Annotated in this window: 16 protein-coding genes; 12 read left to right on the top strand and 4 right to left on the bottom strand. The window is 72.1% G+C overall.

All coding sequences use genetic code 11. The features are described from left to right. Positions 1-150: 150 nt before the first annotated feature. The 10 genes from OG943_RS20945 (at position 151) to OG943_RS20900 (ending at position 10,235) form a co-directional block, all read left to right on the top strand. Positions 151-1,464: an MFS transporter gene (locus tag OG943_RS20945; RefSeq protein ID WP_328611475.1), complete on the top strand. Its 1,314-nt coding sequence runs from the start codon at positions 151-153 to the stop codon at positions 1,462-1,464. Between the two features lie 70 nt (positions 1,465-1,534). Continuing rightward, a complete protein-coding gene (gene truB, locus OG943_RS20940) occupies positions 1,535-2,449 on the top strand; it encodes a tRNA pseudouridine(55) synthase TruB (protein ID WP_328611474.1) in 915 nt (304 codons plus the stop codon). A 43-nt stretch (positions 2,450-2,492) separates the two neighbouring features. After that, entirely contained in the window at positions 2,493-3,461 is a 969-nt protein-coding gene (locus OG943_RS20935; RefSeq protein WP_328611473.1) for a bifunctional riboflavin kinase/FAD synthetase, read from the top strand. Positions 3,462-3,689: 228 nt separating this feature from the next. Then, the gene (locus tag OG943_RS20930) at positions 3,690-4,163 is read left to right on the top strand and encodes a helix-turn-helix transcriptional regulator (RefSeq protein WP_328611472.1); all 474 of its coding nucleotides are present in this window, start codon (positions 3,690-3,692) and stop codon (positions 4,161-4,163) included. A 3-nt stretch (positions 4,164-4,166) separates the two neighbouring features. Continuing rightward, positions 4,167-4,646 carry a 2'-5' RNA ligase family protein gene (locus OG943_RS20925; protein WP_328611471.1) on the top strand — a complete coding sequence of 160 codons (480 nt, stop codon included), beginning with the start codon at positions 4,167-4,169 and terminating at the stop codon, positions 4,644-4,646. Between the two features lie 131 nt (positions 4,647-4,777). Continuing rightward, positions 4,778-5,047 (top strand): 30S ribosomal protein S15, encoded by a 270-nt coding sequence (gene rpsO, locus OG943_RS20920; protein ID WP_091616679.1) that lies wholly within the window; start codon positions 4,778-4,780, stop codon positions 5,045-5,047. Between the two features lie 233 nt (positions 5,048-5,280). After that, positions 5,281-7,536, top strand: a complete 2,256-nt coding sequence (locus OG943_RS20915) for a polyribonucleotide nucleotidyltransferase (protein WP_328611470.1) — start codon at positions 5,281-5,283, stop codon at positions 7,534-7,536. Between the two features lie 145 nt (positions 7,537-7,681). Next, complete coding sequence (locus tag OG943_RS20910) at positions 7,682-9,046, top strand: M16 family metallopeptidase (protein ID WP_328611469.1); 1,365 nt, start codon at positions 7,682-7,684, stop codon at positions 9,044-9,046. Further along, complete coding sequence (gene dapB, locus OG943_RS20905; protein ID WP_328611468.1) at positions 9,043-9,792, top strand: 4-hydroxy-tetrahydrodipicolinate reductase; 750 nt, start codon at positions 9,043-9,045, stop codon at positions 9,790-9,792. Before OG943_RS20910 ends, dapB begins: the two co-directional genes overlap by 4 nt. Then, entirely contained in the window at positions 9,789-10,235 is a 447-nt protein-coding gene (locus OG943_RS20900) for a hypothetical protein (protein ID WP_328611467.1), read from the top strand. Before dapB ends, OG943_RS20900 begins: the two co-directional genes overlap by 4 nt. 75 nt (positions 10,236-10,310) lie before the next feature. On the opposite strand, the gene OG943_RS20895 is transcribed toward OG943_RS20900, so the two are convergent. Beyond that, on the bottom strand, positions 10,311-10,832 hold the full coding sequence (locus OG943_RS20895) for a hypothetical protein (RefSeq protein ID WP_328611466.1): 522 nt from the start codon (positions 10,830-10,832) through the stop codon (positions 10,311-10,313). A 153-nt stretch (positions 10,833-10,985) separates the two neighbouring features. Here OG943_RS20895 and OG943_RS20890 point away from each other — a divergent pair, with 153 nt between their 5' ends. Next, positions 10,986-11,471, top strand: coding sequence for a GtrA family protein (locus OG943_RS20890; protein WP_328611465.1), 486 nt, complete (start codon positions 10,986-10,988; stop codon positions 11,469-11,471). Here the strand turns inward: OG943_RS20890 and OG943_RS20885 are convergent. Beyond that, entirely contained in the window at positions 11,448-12,008 is a 561-nt protein-coding gene (locus OG943_RS20885; protein ID WP_328611464.1) for a GNAT family N-acetyltransferase, read from the bottom strand. The two genes, OG943_RS20890 and OG943_RS20885, sit on opposite strands and share 24 nt — an antisense overlap. A 62-nt stretch (positions 12,009-12,070) precedes the next feature. Here OG943_RS20885 and OG943_RS20880 point away from each other — a divergent pair, with 62 nt between their 5' ends. Then, a complete protein-coding gene (locus OG943_RS20880) occupies positions 12,071-13,285 on the top strand; it encodes a winged helix-turn-helix domain-containing protein (RefSeq protein WP_328611463.1) in 1,215 nt (404 codons plus the stop codon). A 4-nt stretch (positions 13,286-13,289) separates the two neighbouring features. Here OG943_RS20880 and OG943_RS20875 read toward each other — a convergent pair whose 3' ends face one another. Both OG943_RS20875 and OG943_RS20870 read right to left on the bottom strand, forming a co-directional pair. After that, positions 13,290-14,450, bottom strand: coding sequence for an ADP-ribosylglycohydrolase family protein (locus OG943_RS20875; RefSeq protein WP_328611462.1), 1,161 nt, complete (start codon positions 14,448-14,450; stop codon positions 13,290-13,292). Between the two features lie 181 nt (positions 14,451-14,631). Further along, positions 14,632-15,474 carry a DUF4097 family beta strand repeat-containing protein gene (locus OG943_RS20870; RefSeq protein ID WP_328612119.1) on the bottom strand — a complete coding sequence of 281 codons (843 nt, stop codon included), beginning with the start codon at positions 15,472-15,474 and terminating at the stop codon, positions 14,632-14,634. Positions 15,475-15,593 lie beyond the last annotated feature (119 nt).

The following is a 15,593-nucleotide window of genomic DNA, read 5'->3' as shown; positions in this document are numbered from 1 at the left end:
CGCCAACCCCACCAACCCCGTTGTGGCGAAGCCCACCCAGGTAACGGCTATGTTTCGAGCTTGCTGAGGCGATACAACAATCAAGGCGGCAGCGTCGGCGTCTTCTCCTGACGATCTTCCTGACGAATCCGCTACCTCCTGGAGGAACCCTTGTCGCCCGGCCGCGCCACCGTCCGGTCCTGGCTCATCTGGCTTACCGCGGTCACGGTTTACCTGCTGGCCGTGTTCCACCGCACCTCGTTCGGCGTCGCCGGGTTGCAGGCGGCTGAGCGGTTCGGCGTCGGTGCTGCCGCGCTCGGCACGTTCACAGTGCTACAAGTCGGGGTCTACGCCGCGATGCAGATTCCCACCGGCGTGCTCGTCGACCGTTACGGGCCGCGGCGGGTGCTCACCGCCGCCGTGCTCATCCTCGGGCTCGGCCAGCTATTGCTAGGCGTCGCGAGTACTTACGGCGTCGGGCTTCTCGCGCGTGGCGTGCTCGGGCTTGGCGACGCGCTGACGTTCGTCAGTGTGCTGCGGCTCGTCGCGGCCCACTTCCCCAGACGGCAGTACGCGCTGCTGACGTCGTTCACCTCGGCGGTCGGCTACGTCGGCAACCTTGCCGCCACCGTCCCGCTCACGCTGCTGCTTGACGGTCCAGGATGGACAGTCACCTTCCTCGCCGTCGGCGCGATCACCGTGCTGTACACGATTCCCGTGCTGTTGCGGGTGCGCGACACCCCGCTTGGCGTGCCCGAGCCGGTCCGCGAGCCGGTGCGCCCGGCCGAGCTGGGCCGCCGGGTCCGCACGGCTTGGCGGGTGCCCGGCACCCGGCTGGGCTTCTGGGTGCACTTCACCACGATGTTCGCGCCCAACGTGCTGACGCTGCTGTGGGGCGTGCCGTTCCTGGTGCAGGGCCAGGGTTTGCCGCCCGCCACGGCGAGCGCGCTGCTGACGGTGTTCGTCTTCGGCTCGATGGCGGGCGGGCCGTTGCTGGGCACGCTGATCGGCCGCCGGCCGTCGCTGCGGATGCCGTTGGTCGGCGGGTACCTCGGCGGCGCCGCCCTGGTCTGGGCCGTGCTGCTCGGCTGGAGCGGGCCGCTGCCGATGGGCGTGCTGGTGCCCGCGTTCGCGTTCCTGGCGCTGGGCGGCCCGGCGTCGATGATCGGCTTCGCGCTGGCCCGCGACTACAACCCGATGGAACGCGTCGGCACCGCGACGGGCGTCGTGAACGTCGGCGGCTTCGTCGCCACCACGATCACCGCGCTGGCCGTCGGTGTGCTGCTGCAGTGGACGGGTGGCAACTTCCGCCTGGCGCTGCTGGCCGTCGTGGCGGTGCTCGCGCTGGGCACGGCCCGGATGCTGGTGTGGTGGCGCCGGGCCCGCGCGCACCTGTTCGCGGCCGAAGCCCGCGGCGAGGCCGTGCCGGTGCGCATCCGCCGCCGCTCGTGGGACGCCGTCGCCGAAAGGGCCGTCGCCGCCTGACCGCTCGTGAGTGGACGCTCACGAGTCCTGCCCGCAGCCCGCTTCACCATGTCTGGATACAGTTTCGCCCGTGTCTCGCCCGAAAGAACCGCGCCGCCCCGCTCCGCCGCCCGGTCTGCTCATCGTCGACAAACCGGCCGGGATGACCTCGCACGACGTGGTCGCGCGAGCCCGCCGTTTCATGGGCACCCGCAAGGTCGGCCACGCCGGCACGCTCGACCCGATGGCGACCGGCGTGCTCGTGCTCGGCATCGAGCGCGCCACCAAGCTGCTCGGCCACCTCGCCCTCGACCGCAAGACCTACCTCGCCACGCTGACGCTCGGCAGCTCCACCACCACCGACGACGCGGAGGGCGAGACCCTCACCGAGGCGGAGCCCGGCGCCGTCGCGAAGGTGACCGACGAGCAGATCGCCGCGGGGATCGCCGCGCTCAGCGGCGACATCCAGCAGGTGCCCAGCGCGGTCAGCGCCGTGAAGGTCGACGGCAAGCGCGCGTACGCCCGCGTGCGCGCCGGCGAGGAGGTCATCCTCCCGCCGCGGCCGGTCACCGTCTTCCGCTTCGACCTGCTGGCCACCCGCCGCGAGGGCGACCGGGTCGAGCTGGACGCCGTGGTCGAGTGCTCGTCCGGCACCTACGTCCGCGCGCTGGCCCGCGACCTCGGCGCCGGGCTCGGCGTCGGCGGCCACCTGATGGCGTTGCGGCGCACCACCGTCGGCCCGTTCACCCTGGCCAAGGCCCGCACGCTCGACCAGCTCGAAGAGCAGCCGGAACTGTCGCTGGACCTCGACGCGGCCGTCGCCGCCGCGTTCCCGCGCCACGACCTCGACGAGGCCGCCGCGCGCGCCGTCCGGCACGGCCAGCGCATCCCGGCGGTCGGCATCGAGGGCACGTACGGCCTGTTCGCGCCCGACGGCCGGGTGCTCGCGCTGGCCGCCGACACCGACGGTGTGGCCCGGTCGGTGGTGGTCCTGCTCCCCGCATAGGGTGGGCTGCGAGCAGACACCGGCGCGGGGAGAGTTGAGAACAGTGCAGCGGTGGCGTGGCCTGGGAGACCTCCCCGGCGGCTGGGGACGGTGCGTGGTCACCATCGGCGTGTTCGACGGCGTGCACCGCGGGCACCAGGCGCTCATCGCGCGCACGGTACGGGCGGCGGCCGAGCGCGGCCTGCCGAGCGTGGTGCTGACCTTCGACCCGCACCCGTCCGAGGTGCTGCGCCCGGGCAGCCACCCCGCGCAGCTGACCACCTTGCGGCGCAAGGCCGAGCTGGTCGAAGGCCTCGGCGTCGACGCGTTCGCCGTGCTGCCGTTCACCCTCGAGCTGTCGAAGCTGAGCGCGCCCGAGTTCGTGCACGAGGTGCTGGTGGACCGGCTGCACACGGCGGCCGTGGTGGTGGGCGACAACTTCACCTTCGGGCACAAGGCGGCGGGCAACGTCGCGCTGCTGCGCGAGCTCGGCCAGCGGTTCGGTTTCGTCGCCTACGGCGCGGAACTGCAGGGCCGCTCGCTCACCGAGGGCGACCGCGCCGCCAACGACATCACCTTCTCCTCCACCTACATCCGCTCCTGCATCGACGCCGGCGACGTGGTGGCGGCGGCCGACGCGCTCGGCCGGCCGCACCGGCTGGAGGGCATCGTCGTCCGCGGCGACCGCCGGGGCCACGACCTCGGCTACCCGACGGCGAACCTGTCCACGCCGCGGTTCGCCGCCGTGCCCGCGGACGGTGTGTACACCGCGTGGTTCACGCGCTCGTCGGACCCGGGACGGCGGCTGCGCGCGGCCGTCTCGGTGGGCACGAACCCGACGTTCTCCGGCCGCGAGCGCACCGTCGAGGCGTTTGTGCTCGACGTCGACGAGGACTTCTACGGCCAGCACGTGGCGCTCGACTTCGTCACCCGGTTGCGCGACCAGGTGCGCTTCCCCCGGTCCGAGGACCTGGTCACGCAGATCGACGACGACGTGGCCCGCACCCGGAAAGAACTGGCCACCGGCGGCTGAGGCGCGTTCCCCTGGTTGGGCAGACCGCGGGGCGGAAAGGGCAGTTACGGTCACCCGGAGGCCGCCGCGGTGGCAAGATGCTCACTGGCGGTATCGGACGACGCGGGGTTGCCGATTCGACCGAAAGCAGGCGGACACGGGCTGTAGCCGATCTGCTCGTCGGAACCCGTTTCCGCCGAAGGTGGCCGTCGGATCGGCACGAACAGCACAGTTAGGGGAGCGGAACGGGTGGAGGACCACAAGATCGTTCAGCGGAACGTGGCGCTGCAGCGGGAGTGGTACGGGGAGCCGCTCGGTGACCGCGTGCGCAGGCTGGTGGTGGCCTTCGACGTCTCCCAGGCTTTCCTCGCCGAGGTGCTCGGCATCAGCGCGCCGATGCTCAGCCAGGTGATGAGCGGGCGGCGCGCGAAGATCGGCAACCCCGTGGTGCTCGCCCGGATGATCATGCTCGAGCGCAAGATCCTCGTGCCGGAGGTCGCGGCCGGAAACCGCGACGCGATGCAGTCGGCGCTGGAGGACGTGCGCGACGCGCGGCCCACTGTCGGCCGCGACAACATCCCGCTCGGCTCCGACGACAAGACAGTGCTCGCCGCGCTGCGCGAACTGGCCGAGGAAGAGGACCTGGCGGAGGCGGCCAAACGCCTCGACGAGGACTTCCCGGCGATCGCCGACCTGCTGCGCCGCGCCGGGGCGAGCCATTAGCCGGTGCGGCTGTTCTCCGCGCTGCTGCCGCCGGCCGACGTCGCCGCCGCGGTGGCGCAAGCCCTCGGTGACGGTGATCCCGCGCTGCGCTGGGCCGAGCCCGCGGGCTGGCACGTGACGCTCGCGTTCTACGGCGAGGCCGACGTCGCCGAACGCACCTCCTACCTGAGCGCCGCGCTGGCCGGACGGCCGCCGGTCGAGGTCCGGCTCGGCGCCGCGGGAACTTTTCCGGGCGTCCTGTGGTTGGAAGCCATGGGAGACGGCCTCGCCGAGCTCGCGCATGCTGTGGGCGCGGAGGCCGGCCGTCCTTATCGCCCGCACCTCACCCTCGCCCGGTTCCCGCGCGAACGCGGTCCGGGGGAGTGGCCGCGGCGGCTCGCCGGGTTCGCCGGCCGGGCCTGGACCGCCGGGCGCGTGGTGCTGATGGCGAGCGACGGCCGCCCGTACCGCGAGGTCGCGGCGTTCCCCCTGCACCGCGCCTGAAGACGCAGATCACACGGCTGGTAATCTCAATGATCGGGTCCGGCTGCAGTCCGTGGCGGCCGAGACCGGCTACCCGGCCGCGCAGCGCGGTGCGGGCCCCACGGCACTGATGAGCATGAGGAGTTACCCCAGTGGCACTGTCCACCGATGAGAAGAAGACGATCCTGGCCGAGTACGGCTTGCACGACTCGGACACCGGATCCCCCGAGGCGCAGGTCGCGCTGCTGACCAAGCGCATCGTCGGGCTCACCGAGCACCTCAAGGAGCACAAGCACGACCACCACTCCCGTCGTGGCCTCCTGCTGCTGGTCGGCCGTCGCCGCCGGCTGCTGAACTACACGGAGAAGGTGGACGTGGCGCGTTACCGAGAGCTGATCAAGCGCCTCGGCCTGCGCCGATAGCTTCAACCCGAGGGGGAGTGACCGCCGGTCGCTCCCCCTCGGTCTAGTACCACCCACAGGCGGCGCGAGCGCGCTGGAGGAACCGTCCGCCGGTCCTCGGTAGTGGTTCCCGGGCAGACGGCCCGGGGGCTTCGATCGAAGACCGGCCTCACTCCTCGAGCGTCCTCAGGCGAAACGGGTCCCAGGATGGGAGACTCGCGTCGTACGAAGGAACTAAAGAGGAGATACACCCTATGACCGACTCCACCGGAGTCACCGTGCACGAAACCGAAGCCGTTCTCGACAACGGCCGTTTCGGCACCCGCACCGTCCGCTTCGAGACGGGCCGGCTGGCCAAGCAGGCCGCCGGCGCCGTGGTCGCGTACCTCGACGAAGAGACCATGCTGCTTTCCGCCACCACGGCGTCGAAGCACCCGAAGGAGCACTTCGACTTCTTCCCGCTGACGGTGGACGTCGAGGAGCGCATGTACGCCGCGGGCCGCATCCCCGGCGCGTTCTTCCGCCGCGAGGGCCGCCCGTCGACCGACGCGATCCTCACCTGCCGCCTGATCGACCGGCCGCTGCGCCCGTCGTTCGCCGACGGCCTGCGCAACGAGATCCAGGTCGTCATCACCGTCCAGAGCCTCAACCCGGACGACCCGTACGACGTGCTCGCGATCAACGCCGCCTCGGCGTCGACCCAGATCGCCGGCCTGCCGTTCTCCGGCCCGGTCGGCGGCGTCCGCGTCGCGCTGATCGAGGACCAGTGGGTCGCGTTCCCGACCTGGTCGCAACTGGAGAAGGCCACCTTCAACATGGTGGTCGCCGGCCGCATCGTCGGTGACGACGTCGCCATCATGATGGTCGAGGCCGAGGGCAGCGAGCACACGCTCGACCTGATCGCCGCGGGCGGCAAGGCGCCGGACGAGGTCTCGGTCGCCGAGGGCCTCGAGGCCGCCAAGCCGTTCATCAAGGTCCTGTGCGAGGCGCAGCAGCGCCTGGCCGCGGACGCCGCCAAGCCGACCGGCGAGTTCCCGGTCTTCCTGGCCTTCGAGCAGGACATCTACGAGGCCGTCGCCGCGATCGCGACCGACGACCTGGCCAACGCCCTGCAGATCGCCGGCAAGCAGGCCCGCGACGCCGCGACCGACGAGGTCAAGGCCACCGTGCTGGCGAAGGTCGGCCTGGGCGAGGGCGAGGCCTTCGAGGGCCGCGACAAGGAGATCGGCGCCGCGTTCAAGGCGCTGTCGAAGAAGATCATGCGCAAGCGCGTGCTCACCGACAAGATCCGGATGGACGGCCGCGGCCTGACCGACATCCGGTCGCTGTCGGCCGAGGTCGCGGTGATCCCGCGGGCGCACGGCTCGGCGCTGTTCGAGCGTGGGGAAACGCAGATCCTGGGCGTCACCACGCTGAACATGCTCCGCATGGAGCAGCAGATCGACTCGCTCTCCCCGGAGACGCACAAGCGCTACCTGCACCACTACAACTTCCCGCCCTTCTCCACCGGTGAGACCGGCCGCGTCGGCTCGCCGAAGCGCCGCGAGATCGGCCACGGCATGCTCGCCGAGCGCGCCCTGGTGCCGGTGCTGCCGAAGCGGGACGAGTTCCCGTACGCGATCCGCCAGGTCTCCGAGGCGCTGGGCTCCAACGGCTCGACCTCGATGGGCTCGGTCTGCGCGTCCACCATGGGCCTGTACAACGCCGGCGTGCCGCTGAAGGCGCCGGTCGCGGGCATCGCGATGGGCCTGATCTCCGACGAGGTCGACGGCGAGACGCGGTACGTCGCGCTGACCGACATCCTCGGCGCCGAGGACGCCATGGGCGACATGGACTTCAAGGTCGCCGGCACCAAGGACATCATCACCGCGCTGCAGCTCGACACGAAGCTCGACGGCATCCCGTCGGAGGTCCTCGCGGCCGCGCTGAAGCAGGCGAAGGACGCCCGGCTCACCATCCTCGAGGTCATCAACGAGGCCATCGACGGCCCCGACGAGATGAGCCCGTACTCGCCGCGCGTCACCAGCGTGAAGATCCCGGTGGACAAGATCGGCGAGGTCATCGGCCCGAAGGGCAAGATGATCAACTCGATCACCGAGCAGACCGGTGCCGACATCTCGATCGAGGACGACGGCACGATCTACGTGGGCGCGGCCGACGGCCCGTCGGCGGAGGCGGCGATCGACCTGATCAACGCCATCGCCAACCCGCAGCTGCCCAAGGTCGGCGAGCGCTTCCTCGGCACCGTGGTGAAGACGGCCGCGTTCGGCGCGTTCGTCTCGCTGCTGCCGGGCAAGGACGGCCTGGTGCACATCTCCAAGCTGGGCAACGGCAAGCGGATCAACAAGGTCGAGGACGTGGTCAACGTGGGCGACAAGCTCCGCGTCGAGATCGCCGACATCGACAACCGCGGCAAGATCAGCCTGATCGTGGTCAAGGAAGAGGACGCTGCCGAGGCAGCCGCCCCCGCCGACGCCCCGGCCGAGGCCGAGAAGGCCGAAGCCAAGTAAGACCGCTTCGCACCCTGAAGCAGCAGTCCCGCGGAAGGCCTCCTGCCCCGTGGCCGCTTGTGAGTGTTTATGACGGTTCTAACCGTCATAAACACTCACGAGCGGCCGGGTGGGGGGCCTTCGGCGCAGGTGAGTAAAGGAACCCATGGCACGGCAGGTTTCCGGGCACGAGCAGCCCGTCGGCAGTACCCGCACGCTCGAGTCCACTTCGGACGGTGCGGTGGTCAGGCGGAGCGTGCTCCCCGGCGGGCTGCGGGTGATCACGGAGCACGTCCCGGCCTCGCGCTCGGCCACGGTCGGGCTGTGGGTGGGCGTGGGCTCACGCGACGAGCCGCAGGCCGTCGCCGGCGCCGCGCACTACCTGGAGCACCTGCTGTTCAAGGGCACGGCCAACCGCGACGCGACGCAGATCGCCGAGGAGATCGACGCCGTCGGCGGCGAGTTCAACGCGTTCACCGCCAAGGAGCACACCTGCTACTACGCGCAGGTACTCGACGCGGACCTGCCGCTGGCGATGGACCTGGTCACCGACGTCGTCTTCGAGGCGCTCTGCACCGACCGTGACATGGACACCGAGCGCAGCGTGGTGCTCGAAGAGATCTCCATGCGCGACGACGACCCCGAGGACCTGCTGCACGAGACGTTCGTCGGCGCGATCCTCGGCGCGCACCCGCTGGGCCGTCCGGTGCTGGGCACCGAGCAGTCCATCACGGACATGTCGCCGGCCGCGCTGCGCGGGTTCTACAAACGCCGTTACAGGATGCCGCGGATGGTGCTGGCGGTGGCGGGCAACGTCGAGCACGGCCAGGTGCTTCGCTTGGTGCGCAAGGCGTTGCGTGACCGGCTGAACGGCGCGGGCACCCCGGTGCCGGCGCGGTCCGGGCGCGCGCGCATCCTCACCGTGCCGAAGCTGGCGCTGCACACCGACGACACCGAGCAGGCGCACGTGATGCTCGGCCTGAAGTCGTTGTCTCGCCACGACGAGCGCCGGTTCGCGCTGTCGGTGCTCAACGCGGCGCTCGGCGGCGGCATGAGTTCCCGGCTGTTCCAGGAGATCCGCGAACGGCGCGGGCTGGCGTACCAGGTGTACTCCTCGGTCGCGAGCTACGCCGACACCGGCCACATGGCCGTGTACGCGGGCTGTCAGCCGGAGAAGCTGGGCGAGGTCGCGGGCGTGATCCGCGAGGTGCTCGACCAGGTCGCGGCCGACGGGCTCGGCGAGGCCGAGGTGGCGCGGGCCAAGGGCCAGCTGCGCGGCGGGCTGGTGCTGGGCCTGGAGGACACGGCGTCGCGCATGTCGCGCATCGGCAAGAGCGAGCTGAACTACGGGCAGTACCTCGGCGTGGACGACACCGTCGCGCGGATCGACGCGGTCACCACCGAAGAGGTGTGTGCGCTGGCTCGCACTCTGCTGCGCCGCCCCGGTGGCGTGTCGGCCGCCGCGGTGGTGGGGCCGTACGCTCACGCCGACGACCTGCCGGACGATCTGCACGAGGTGATCGCGTCATGACCGAGTCTCCGATCCGCGTCGGCGTGCTGGGCGCGCGCGGCCGCATGGGACAGACGGTGGTGGACGCCGTCGAGGGCGCGCCCGACCTGGAAGTGGTGGCCGCGCTCGACGCCGGCGACGACTTCGCGCCGCTCGCGGACGCGCAGGTGGTCGTGGACTTCACGCACCCCGACGCCGTCATGGACAACCTGAAGTACTTGGTGCGGCACGATTTGCACGCCGTGGTCGGCACCACCGGCTTCAGCGAGGAGCGGCTGGCGACGCTGCGCTCGCTGCTGGAGCCGAAGCCGTCGCTCGGGGTGCTGATCGCGCCGAACTTCGCGCTCGGCGCGGTGCTGGCGATGCGCTTCGCAGCTCAGGCGGCGAAGTTCTACCAGTCCGCGGAGATCATCGAGCTGCACCACAACCGCAAGGCCGACGCGCCGTCCGGCACCGCCTCGCACACCGCGCGGATGATCGGCGCCGCGCGCAAGGCCGCCGGGCTCGAGCCGGGCCCGGACGCGACGACGTCCGAACTGGACGGTGCCCGCGGCGCGCGGATCGACGACGTGCCCGTGCACTCGGTCCGGCTGCCCGGGCTGGTGGCGCACGAGGAGATCCTGTTCGGCGGAGAGGGGGAGACCCTGACCATCCGGCACGACTCGCTCGACCGGACGTCGTTCATGCCCGGGGTGCTGCTCGGCGTGCGCTCCGTGGTTTCGCGGCCCGGCCTGACGGTCGGCCTGGAGAACGTGCTCGACCTGTGAGGGCCCGTAACGTCGCGCTGCTGCTGACCGCGGCGCTGGTGGTGTACCTGGTGCTGCTGGCCGACCGGGCGGTGGCGTTGTTCGCCACCGGCTCCGCGGCCGGCATCGCGCTCGGCGTCGGCGTGTTCCTGCTGCCGCTGCTGGGGGTGTGGATCGTCGTGGCCACCTGGCGCTCCGGCGTCCAGATCCAGCGGCTTTCGCGGCGGCTGGACTCCGAAGGCGGCCTGCCCGACGTGTCCGACCTGCCGCGCCGCCCGTCCGGCCGGGTCGACCGCGACGCCGCCGACGAGTGGTTCGAGGGCCGTCGCGCGGAGGTCGAGGAGAACTCCGGCGACTGGCGCGCCTGGTACCGCCTCGCCTACGCCTACGACGTCGCGGGGGACCGCCGGCGCGCCCGCGCGACCATGCGCAAGGCCGTCGATCTGGAAGCCGCCGACCGCTGAAAAGGCTTGGCCGACCGTGGAAAAACAGGGGTCGGCGCGGAGTAGGGGTTGTCCTGGCGGCCGATCCGTGCTGGGTCAGTGCAGCCAGCCGGCGAACAGCGCGGGTGACGCGGCGAGCAGGCTGAACCGCACCCAGCGCCCGGCGAGCCCGGCGGCGAGGAACGTGCTCATCCGCATCCGCACCATCCCGGCGAGCACGCTGGTGGCCATGAACGGCGGCAGCCCGACCAGCGAGCTGACCCCGTAGGTGCCCGCCATCCAGTTCGGGTGGCGCCGGCAGCGCTCGCGCAGGGCTTCGACCTTGGTGCGCAAGACTTTCGTCCGCCGGTGCCAGCGCTCCCGGCGGGCGGTCAGCGGGCGCTCGCGGACCTGGTGCAGCCGGTCGTGCAGGAACTTCGGCAGCTTGATGCTGCCGCGCGCGGCGAGGAAGTACAGCAGCTTCCCGGCGATCTGGCCGACCGCCACGGCCGCGCCCAGCCACAGCCAGTGCGGGTTCTGCTGGGTCGCGCACAGGCCGACCACGAACAGTTCGGCGTTCACGATCGGCACGATGGCCGAGCCGAACGCGACGCCGAGTGTGATCAGCAGCCAGCCCATCGTGCCTCCCCCCGTAAGTGATTCCGGTCATTCCAAGCTAGCAGCCGTCACGAAAAGGTCACGGGGGTTAACCCCCCTGTTCGGCCGGGGGCGGACACCAGAAGATCACGTGGACGTCGGGTTCCGGCCACCTGCCGCTGCCAGGCTGACGGGGTGGGGGACACACCTTTCGCCGATCGTTTCGCCGAAGCCTGCGCGGCGGTCGTGCGGGTGCTGCCGTTCGGGCTGTCCCGGTTCGTGGCGCCGAGTTTCCTCGGCTTCGCCGTGATCAACGGCTGCACCTTCGGCGTCGACCTGCTCCTGCTGACGCTGCTGCACGGCGGGCTCGGCTGGCCGGTGTGGCTGGCCATCAGCCTGTCGTACGTGGTGGCGTTCGGGCTGAGCTTCGTGCTGAACCGCGCCCTGAACTTCCGCTCGCACGCGCCGGTGGGCCGGCAGGCGGTGCGCTACGTCGTGGCGATCGGCGTCAACTACGCGGCGTTCCTGCTCGGCGTGGGGGCCGGGCTGACCGCGCTGGGGGTCGAGTACCACCTGTCGCGGCTGGTCGCGGGCGCCTGCGAGGGCGTGTTCATGTACTGCGTGCTGCGCTGGGTGGTGTTCGCCCCGCGCGACGAGTCAGTGCGTGAGCTCCAGCCGTAGCGTGCCGGTGAGCCGGACCTCGCGCAGCATGCCGCTGCCGGTGTCGAGGGTGCGGACGGTGCCGTCGGGCGCCCAGCCGGTGCGGCGGTAGAAGCCGAGGGTGGCGTGGTCGGACTGCGCGACCCAGGCGATGCCGCGTTCGAGGCCGGCCTCGCGCAGCCCGGCGGCGGCCGTCCCGAGCAGGCGCCCGGCGTGCCCGCGGCGGCCCCAGCGCGGCTCCACGACCAGCGCGGCGATGAGCCCGGTGGCGGCGGCGTCCTCGGGCGCGGTGCCGTCCGCGGCCGCGACCTCGTCTTCGGGCGCCAGGCCGGCGACGCAGTAGCCGACGGTGAACTCGCCTTCGACGGCCAGGTAGACCAGCGAACCGGGGAACTCGATCGTCTCGGTCCAGGTGCCTTCGAGGTCGGCGGCGTCGAGTTCGCCGATGGCCTGGGCGCCCAGCAGGTCGGTGTACGCCGCCCGCCAGGTCAGCCGTTGGATCCGGGCGATCTCGGCGGCGTCGGACGGGGTCGCGGGACGGACTTCGGCGGCACTCACGCGGGCAATCTACCCGTCGCCCGCCGGAAACTGTCGGGGGTGGCTGGCACCATGGCGGGATCATGCAGACGATCAGCCTTCCGGTGGCCCGGCGCACGGCGCTGGCCGCACAGGGGTTCGCCGACCCCCGCCCCGCCACGGCACCCACCCGCCGGCACCTGGCCAAGGTGCTGTCGCGGACCCAGCTGCTGCAGCTGGACTCCGTGAACGTCGCCGTGCGCGCGCACTACATGCCCGTGTTCTCGCGCCTGGGCGCCTACGAGCCGGCGCTGGTGGACGATGCGGCGTGGGCGCACACCGCGCGCCGTCCGCGGCTGCTGGTGGAGTCGTGGGCGCACGAGGCCAGCCTGCTCCCGGTGCAGGACTGGCCGCTGTTGCGTTCCGGCGCGAAGCGCGACGGCTGGTGGCGGCACTACACCAGCGTGGTCGAGACGGTGCCCGGGCTGCTGGAAGACGTGCTGGCGGTGGTCAAGGAGCAGGGGCCGATCGGCGCGGGCGGGATCGAGAAGGCGCTGGAGGCCGACGTGGCGGGCCGTGGGCCGGGCGCGTGGTGGGAGCGCTCGGTGGTGAAGAAGGCGTGCGAGTACCTGTTCGGGCTCGGGCAGCTGACCACGGGCACGCGGCGCTCGTTCGAGCGGCTGTACGACCTGACCGAGCGGGTGGTGCCGCCGGAGATCCTGTCCCGGCAGGTGAGCGTGGCCGAGGGCGCGAGGGGCCTGATCGACCGCTCGGCCCGCGCGCTGGGCATTGCCACGGAGACCGACCTGCGGGACTACTACCGGCTGGGCCCGGACGTCACGCGCCAGGCCGTCGCGGACCTGGTCGAGGCGGGCACGCTGGAACCGGTGCAGGTACAGGACTGGCGCGCGGTCGCGTACCGGCACAGTGAAGCGCGGGCCCCGCGTTCGGTGACCGGCCGCGCGCTGCTGTGCCCGTTCGACCCGCTGATCTGGGAGCGCGACCGCACCGAGCGGCTGTTCGGCTTCCGCTACCGCATCGAGATCTACGTCCCGGAGCCCAAGCGCGTCCACGGCTACTACGTGTTCCCGTTCCTGCTGGACGGCGCGCTGTCCGCCCGCGTCGACCTGAAGTCCGACCGCGCGGCCGGGGTTTTGCTTGTGCAGGGCGCTTTCGCCGAGCCGGACGTCGACGAGCGCCGGGTGGCCGCGGAGCTGGCGGGGGAGCTGAAGCTCATGGCGTCCTGGCTGGGGCTGGACGGGGTTGTGGTGGGGAAGCGAGGGGATCTGGCTGCGGCGTTGAAGAAAGAGGTCGGCTGAGTGCTCAGCGGCGGTCGGCTTGGCTGGTTTCCGTGGCGAAGTCGTCGGCGACCTGGGCGATCACGGCGCGGCCTTCGAGGCGGGAAAGCCAGTGCCAGGGCAGGTTGACGTCGCCGTGCCGGGCGCCGAGCAGGTTTCCGCAGAGCGATCCGGTTGAGTCGCCGGCGCCGGAATGGTTGACGGACAAGCACAAGCGGGCCGTGATGTCGTCCTCCGGCTGCAGGCTGCCGATCGGGACTTGTGCACCGGCGGCCGGGATCTGCGTGCTGCCGGTCGGGACCCGCGGGCTGCCGATCGGGACCAGTGCGGCGTAGACGCCGATGGCCAGCGCCTCCTCCGCGATCCGGCCTGTGCCAAGGCGTTCGACCTTCTCCGCGGTCGGCTCGCCCTCGGCGGCGAGGTCGAGGGCGTGGCGCAGGGCTTCGGCCGTCTCCTCGTGGCCGGGGTGCCGGGCGAGTTCCCGCAAGGCCAGCAGCACCGCGCCGTCCAGCGATTCGCCCGCGACGAGGTGCGCGATGATCGCGGCGAAGGCGCCCGCCGCGTAGTAGCCCGTCGGGTGGCCGTGGGTGAGCTGGGCGCAGCTGGCGGCGAGCCGGAACGCGTAGGGCGCGTCGCCGAGGAAGCCGAACGGCGCGGAGCGCACCACCGCGGCGTAACCCTTCGAGCCGGGGTTGACCGGTCCCGGCTGCCCGGACGGCTCAGCGAACGGCTTCACCACCTGCCCCGACCGCAGCCCGGACAGGCACTCCGGCCCCGGTGTGCGCCGCACGTAGAGCCACGGCTCCAGCCGCAGCCGCCCGACGCGATGGTCGGCACTCAGCACCGGCGGCGGCGCCGGGTGGTCTTGGGTGTCGAGCCAGCGCAGGTACGCCTCGCGCACCAGCGCGGACATCGCGCCGTCGATCCCGCGCTCGCTCACCTGCACGTACCCGTTGCGAAAGCCCTCCGCGGTGAACAGCGACATCTGGGTGCCGCTCGTGACCACCGCGACGCCGTCCGCGTCGGTCACCGGCTCGGTGATCCCGCGCGGGCCGTGTTTCGCCTCGATCTGGTGCCGGGAAAGGGAAACGACCGGGTTGCCCAGCGCGTCGCCGAGCCCGCCGGCCAGCAGGCACCCCCGCAGCCGGGAGCGATGGACGGCCTTGTCGGTCCAGGTGTGCCGCATCGGATCCCCCTCGTTCCGGGGCACTGATCCTGGCAGAGCCCGGTGGGGCACGGATCATCCCGGCCCCGCGTCCCACCGTGCGAGGCGATAGACCCTTACGCCGCACCACATTCCCCAGAGCGCATGAAGCGGCGGGCCGGCCCGGTCACCCCCGACCCGGACGGCCCGCCGCTTCCCCCTTTCAGCCGGCCGCGCGGGTGACTACCGCGTTGCCCGTGCCGGTGCGCGCGCGGACGCGCAGTGCCACGCCCGCTTCAGGTGGTACGTCGGAGACCTCCAGCTCGCTGGACACCCGGCCCGCGGCGGAGGCCAGCTCGACCTCGGCCGCGACGCCGCCGCGGATGCCGATCCGGACCTCGCCCGAGCCGGTGATCAGTTCGAGCGAGCCGGACGCCGCCTCGGCGACCGACAGGTCGCCGCTGCCGGTGCGGGCCATGACCTCGCCCGCGACCGCGCCCAGCCACACGTCACCCGTGCCCGTGGCCAAGGTCGCGGACCCCGCCACCGACGACGCCTCCACCGAACCGCTGCCGGTGCGCAGCTGTAGCCCCGCGAGTGTCGGGCCGAGCTTCACCCCGCCGGTGCCGGTGCGCACGATCGCCGAGCCGTCGGCCCGCTCCAGCACGACCTCGCCGGACCCGGTGAGGATGTCGGCGCGGCCCGCGGAGCCGGTCACCGTGACGTCCGCCGCCCCCGCGCGGACCTCGACGTGCGACCCGGACGGCGCGTGCACCTTGACCGACAGCGGCACGTTGCGCAGCTGCCACGCCTTCGGCGCCCGGACCACGAGCCGGTTGCCCGTCTTCTCGATGCGCGCCTGCTGCACGGCCTCGGCGGCCGAGCCACTCGGGTCGACGCCCAGCTGGTCGCCGAAACGCTCACCGACCCACGACAGCAGGTTCGACACCCCGCTGACCCACGGCGGCTGCTCGCCCGAGTCGTGCCACAGCTCGACGCTCGCGCCCGACGCGCGGTCGAGCACCAGCTCCACTCGCCCGATCGTGACGCCGACGTCCAGCTCCAGCGGCCCGTCCGCGTCGAACTCCTGCGACCGGGCGGTGCCGGTGGACCCGCCGGTCGACCGGCCCGGGTCCGCGGCGGACCCGGCATCAGCCCCGGCGCCGGATTCCTTGGCCGCCCCCG

Origin of the sequence: Amycolatopsis sp. NBC_00345, from assembly GCF_036116635.1 — a bacterium.
GTDB lineage: Bacteria > Actinomycetota > Actinomycetes > Mycobacteriales > Pseudonocardiaceae > Amycolatopsis.
Note: the sequence above shows the minus strand (reverse complement) of the source record. Positions and strands in the feature narration are given on the sequence as shown.

Coding starts and splice junctions, on each gene's coding strand:
- OG943_RS20910 (WP_328611469.1), top strand. CDS start 7,682: ATGGCACGGCAGGTTTCCGGGCACGAGCAGCCCGTCGGCAGTACCCGC.
- OG943_RS20875 (WP_328611462.1), bottom strand. CDS start 14,450: ATGCGGCACACCTGGACCGACAAGGCCGTCCATCGCTCCCGGCTGCGG.
- OG943_RS20915 (WP_328611470.1), top strand. CDS start 5,281: ATGACCGACTCCACCGGAGTCACCGTGCACGAAACCGAAGCCGTTCTC.
- OG943_RS20895 (WP_328611466.1), bottom strand. CDS start 10,832: ATGGGCTGGCTGCTGATCACACTCGGCGTCGCGTTCGGCTCGGCCATC.
- dapB (WP_328611468.1), top strand. CDS start 9,043: ATGACCGAGTCTCCGATCCGCGTCGGCGTGCTGGGCGCGCGCGGCCGC.
- OG943_RS20880 (WP_328611463.1), top strand. CDS start 12,071: ATGCAGACGATCAGCCTTCCGGTGGCCCGGCGCACGGCGCTGGCCGCA.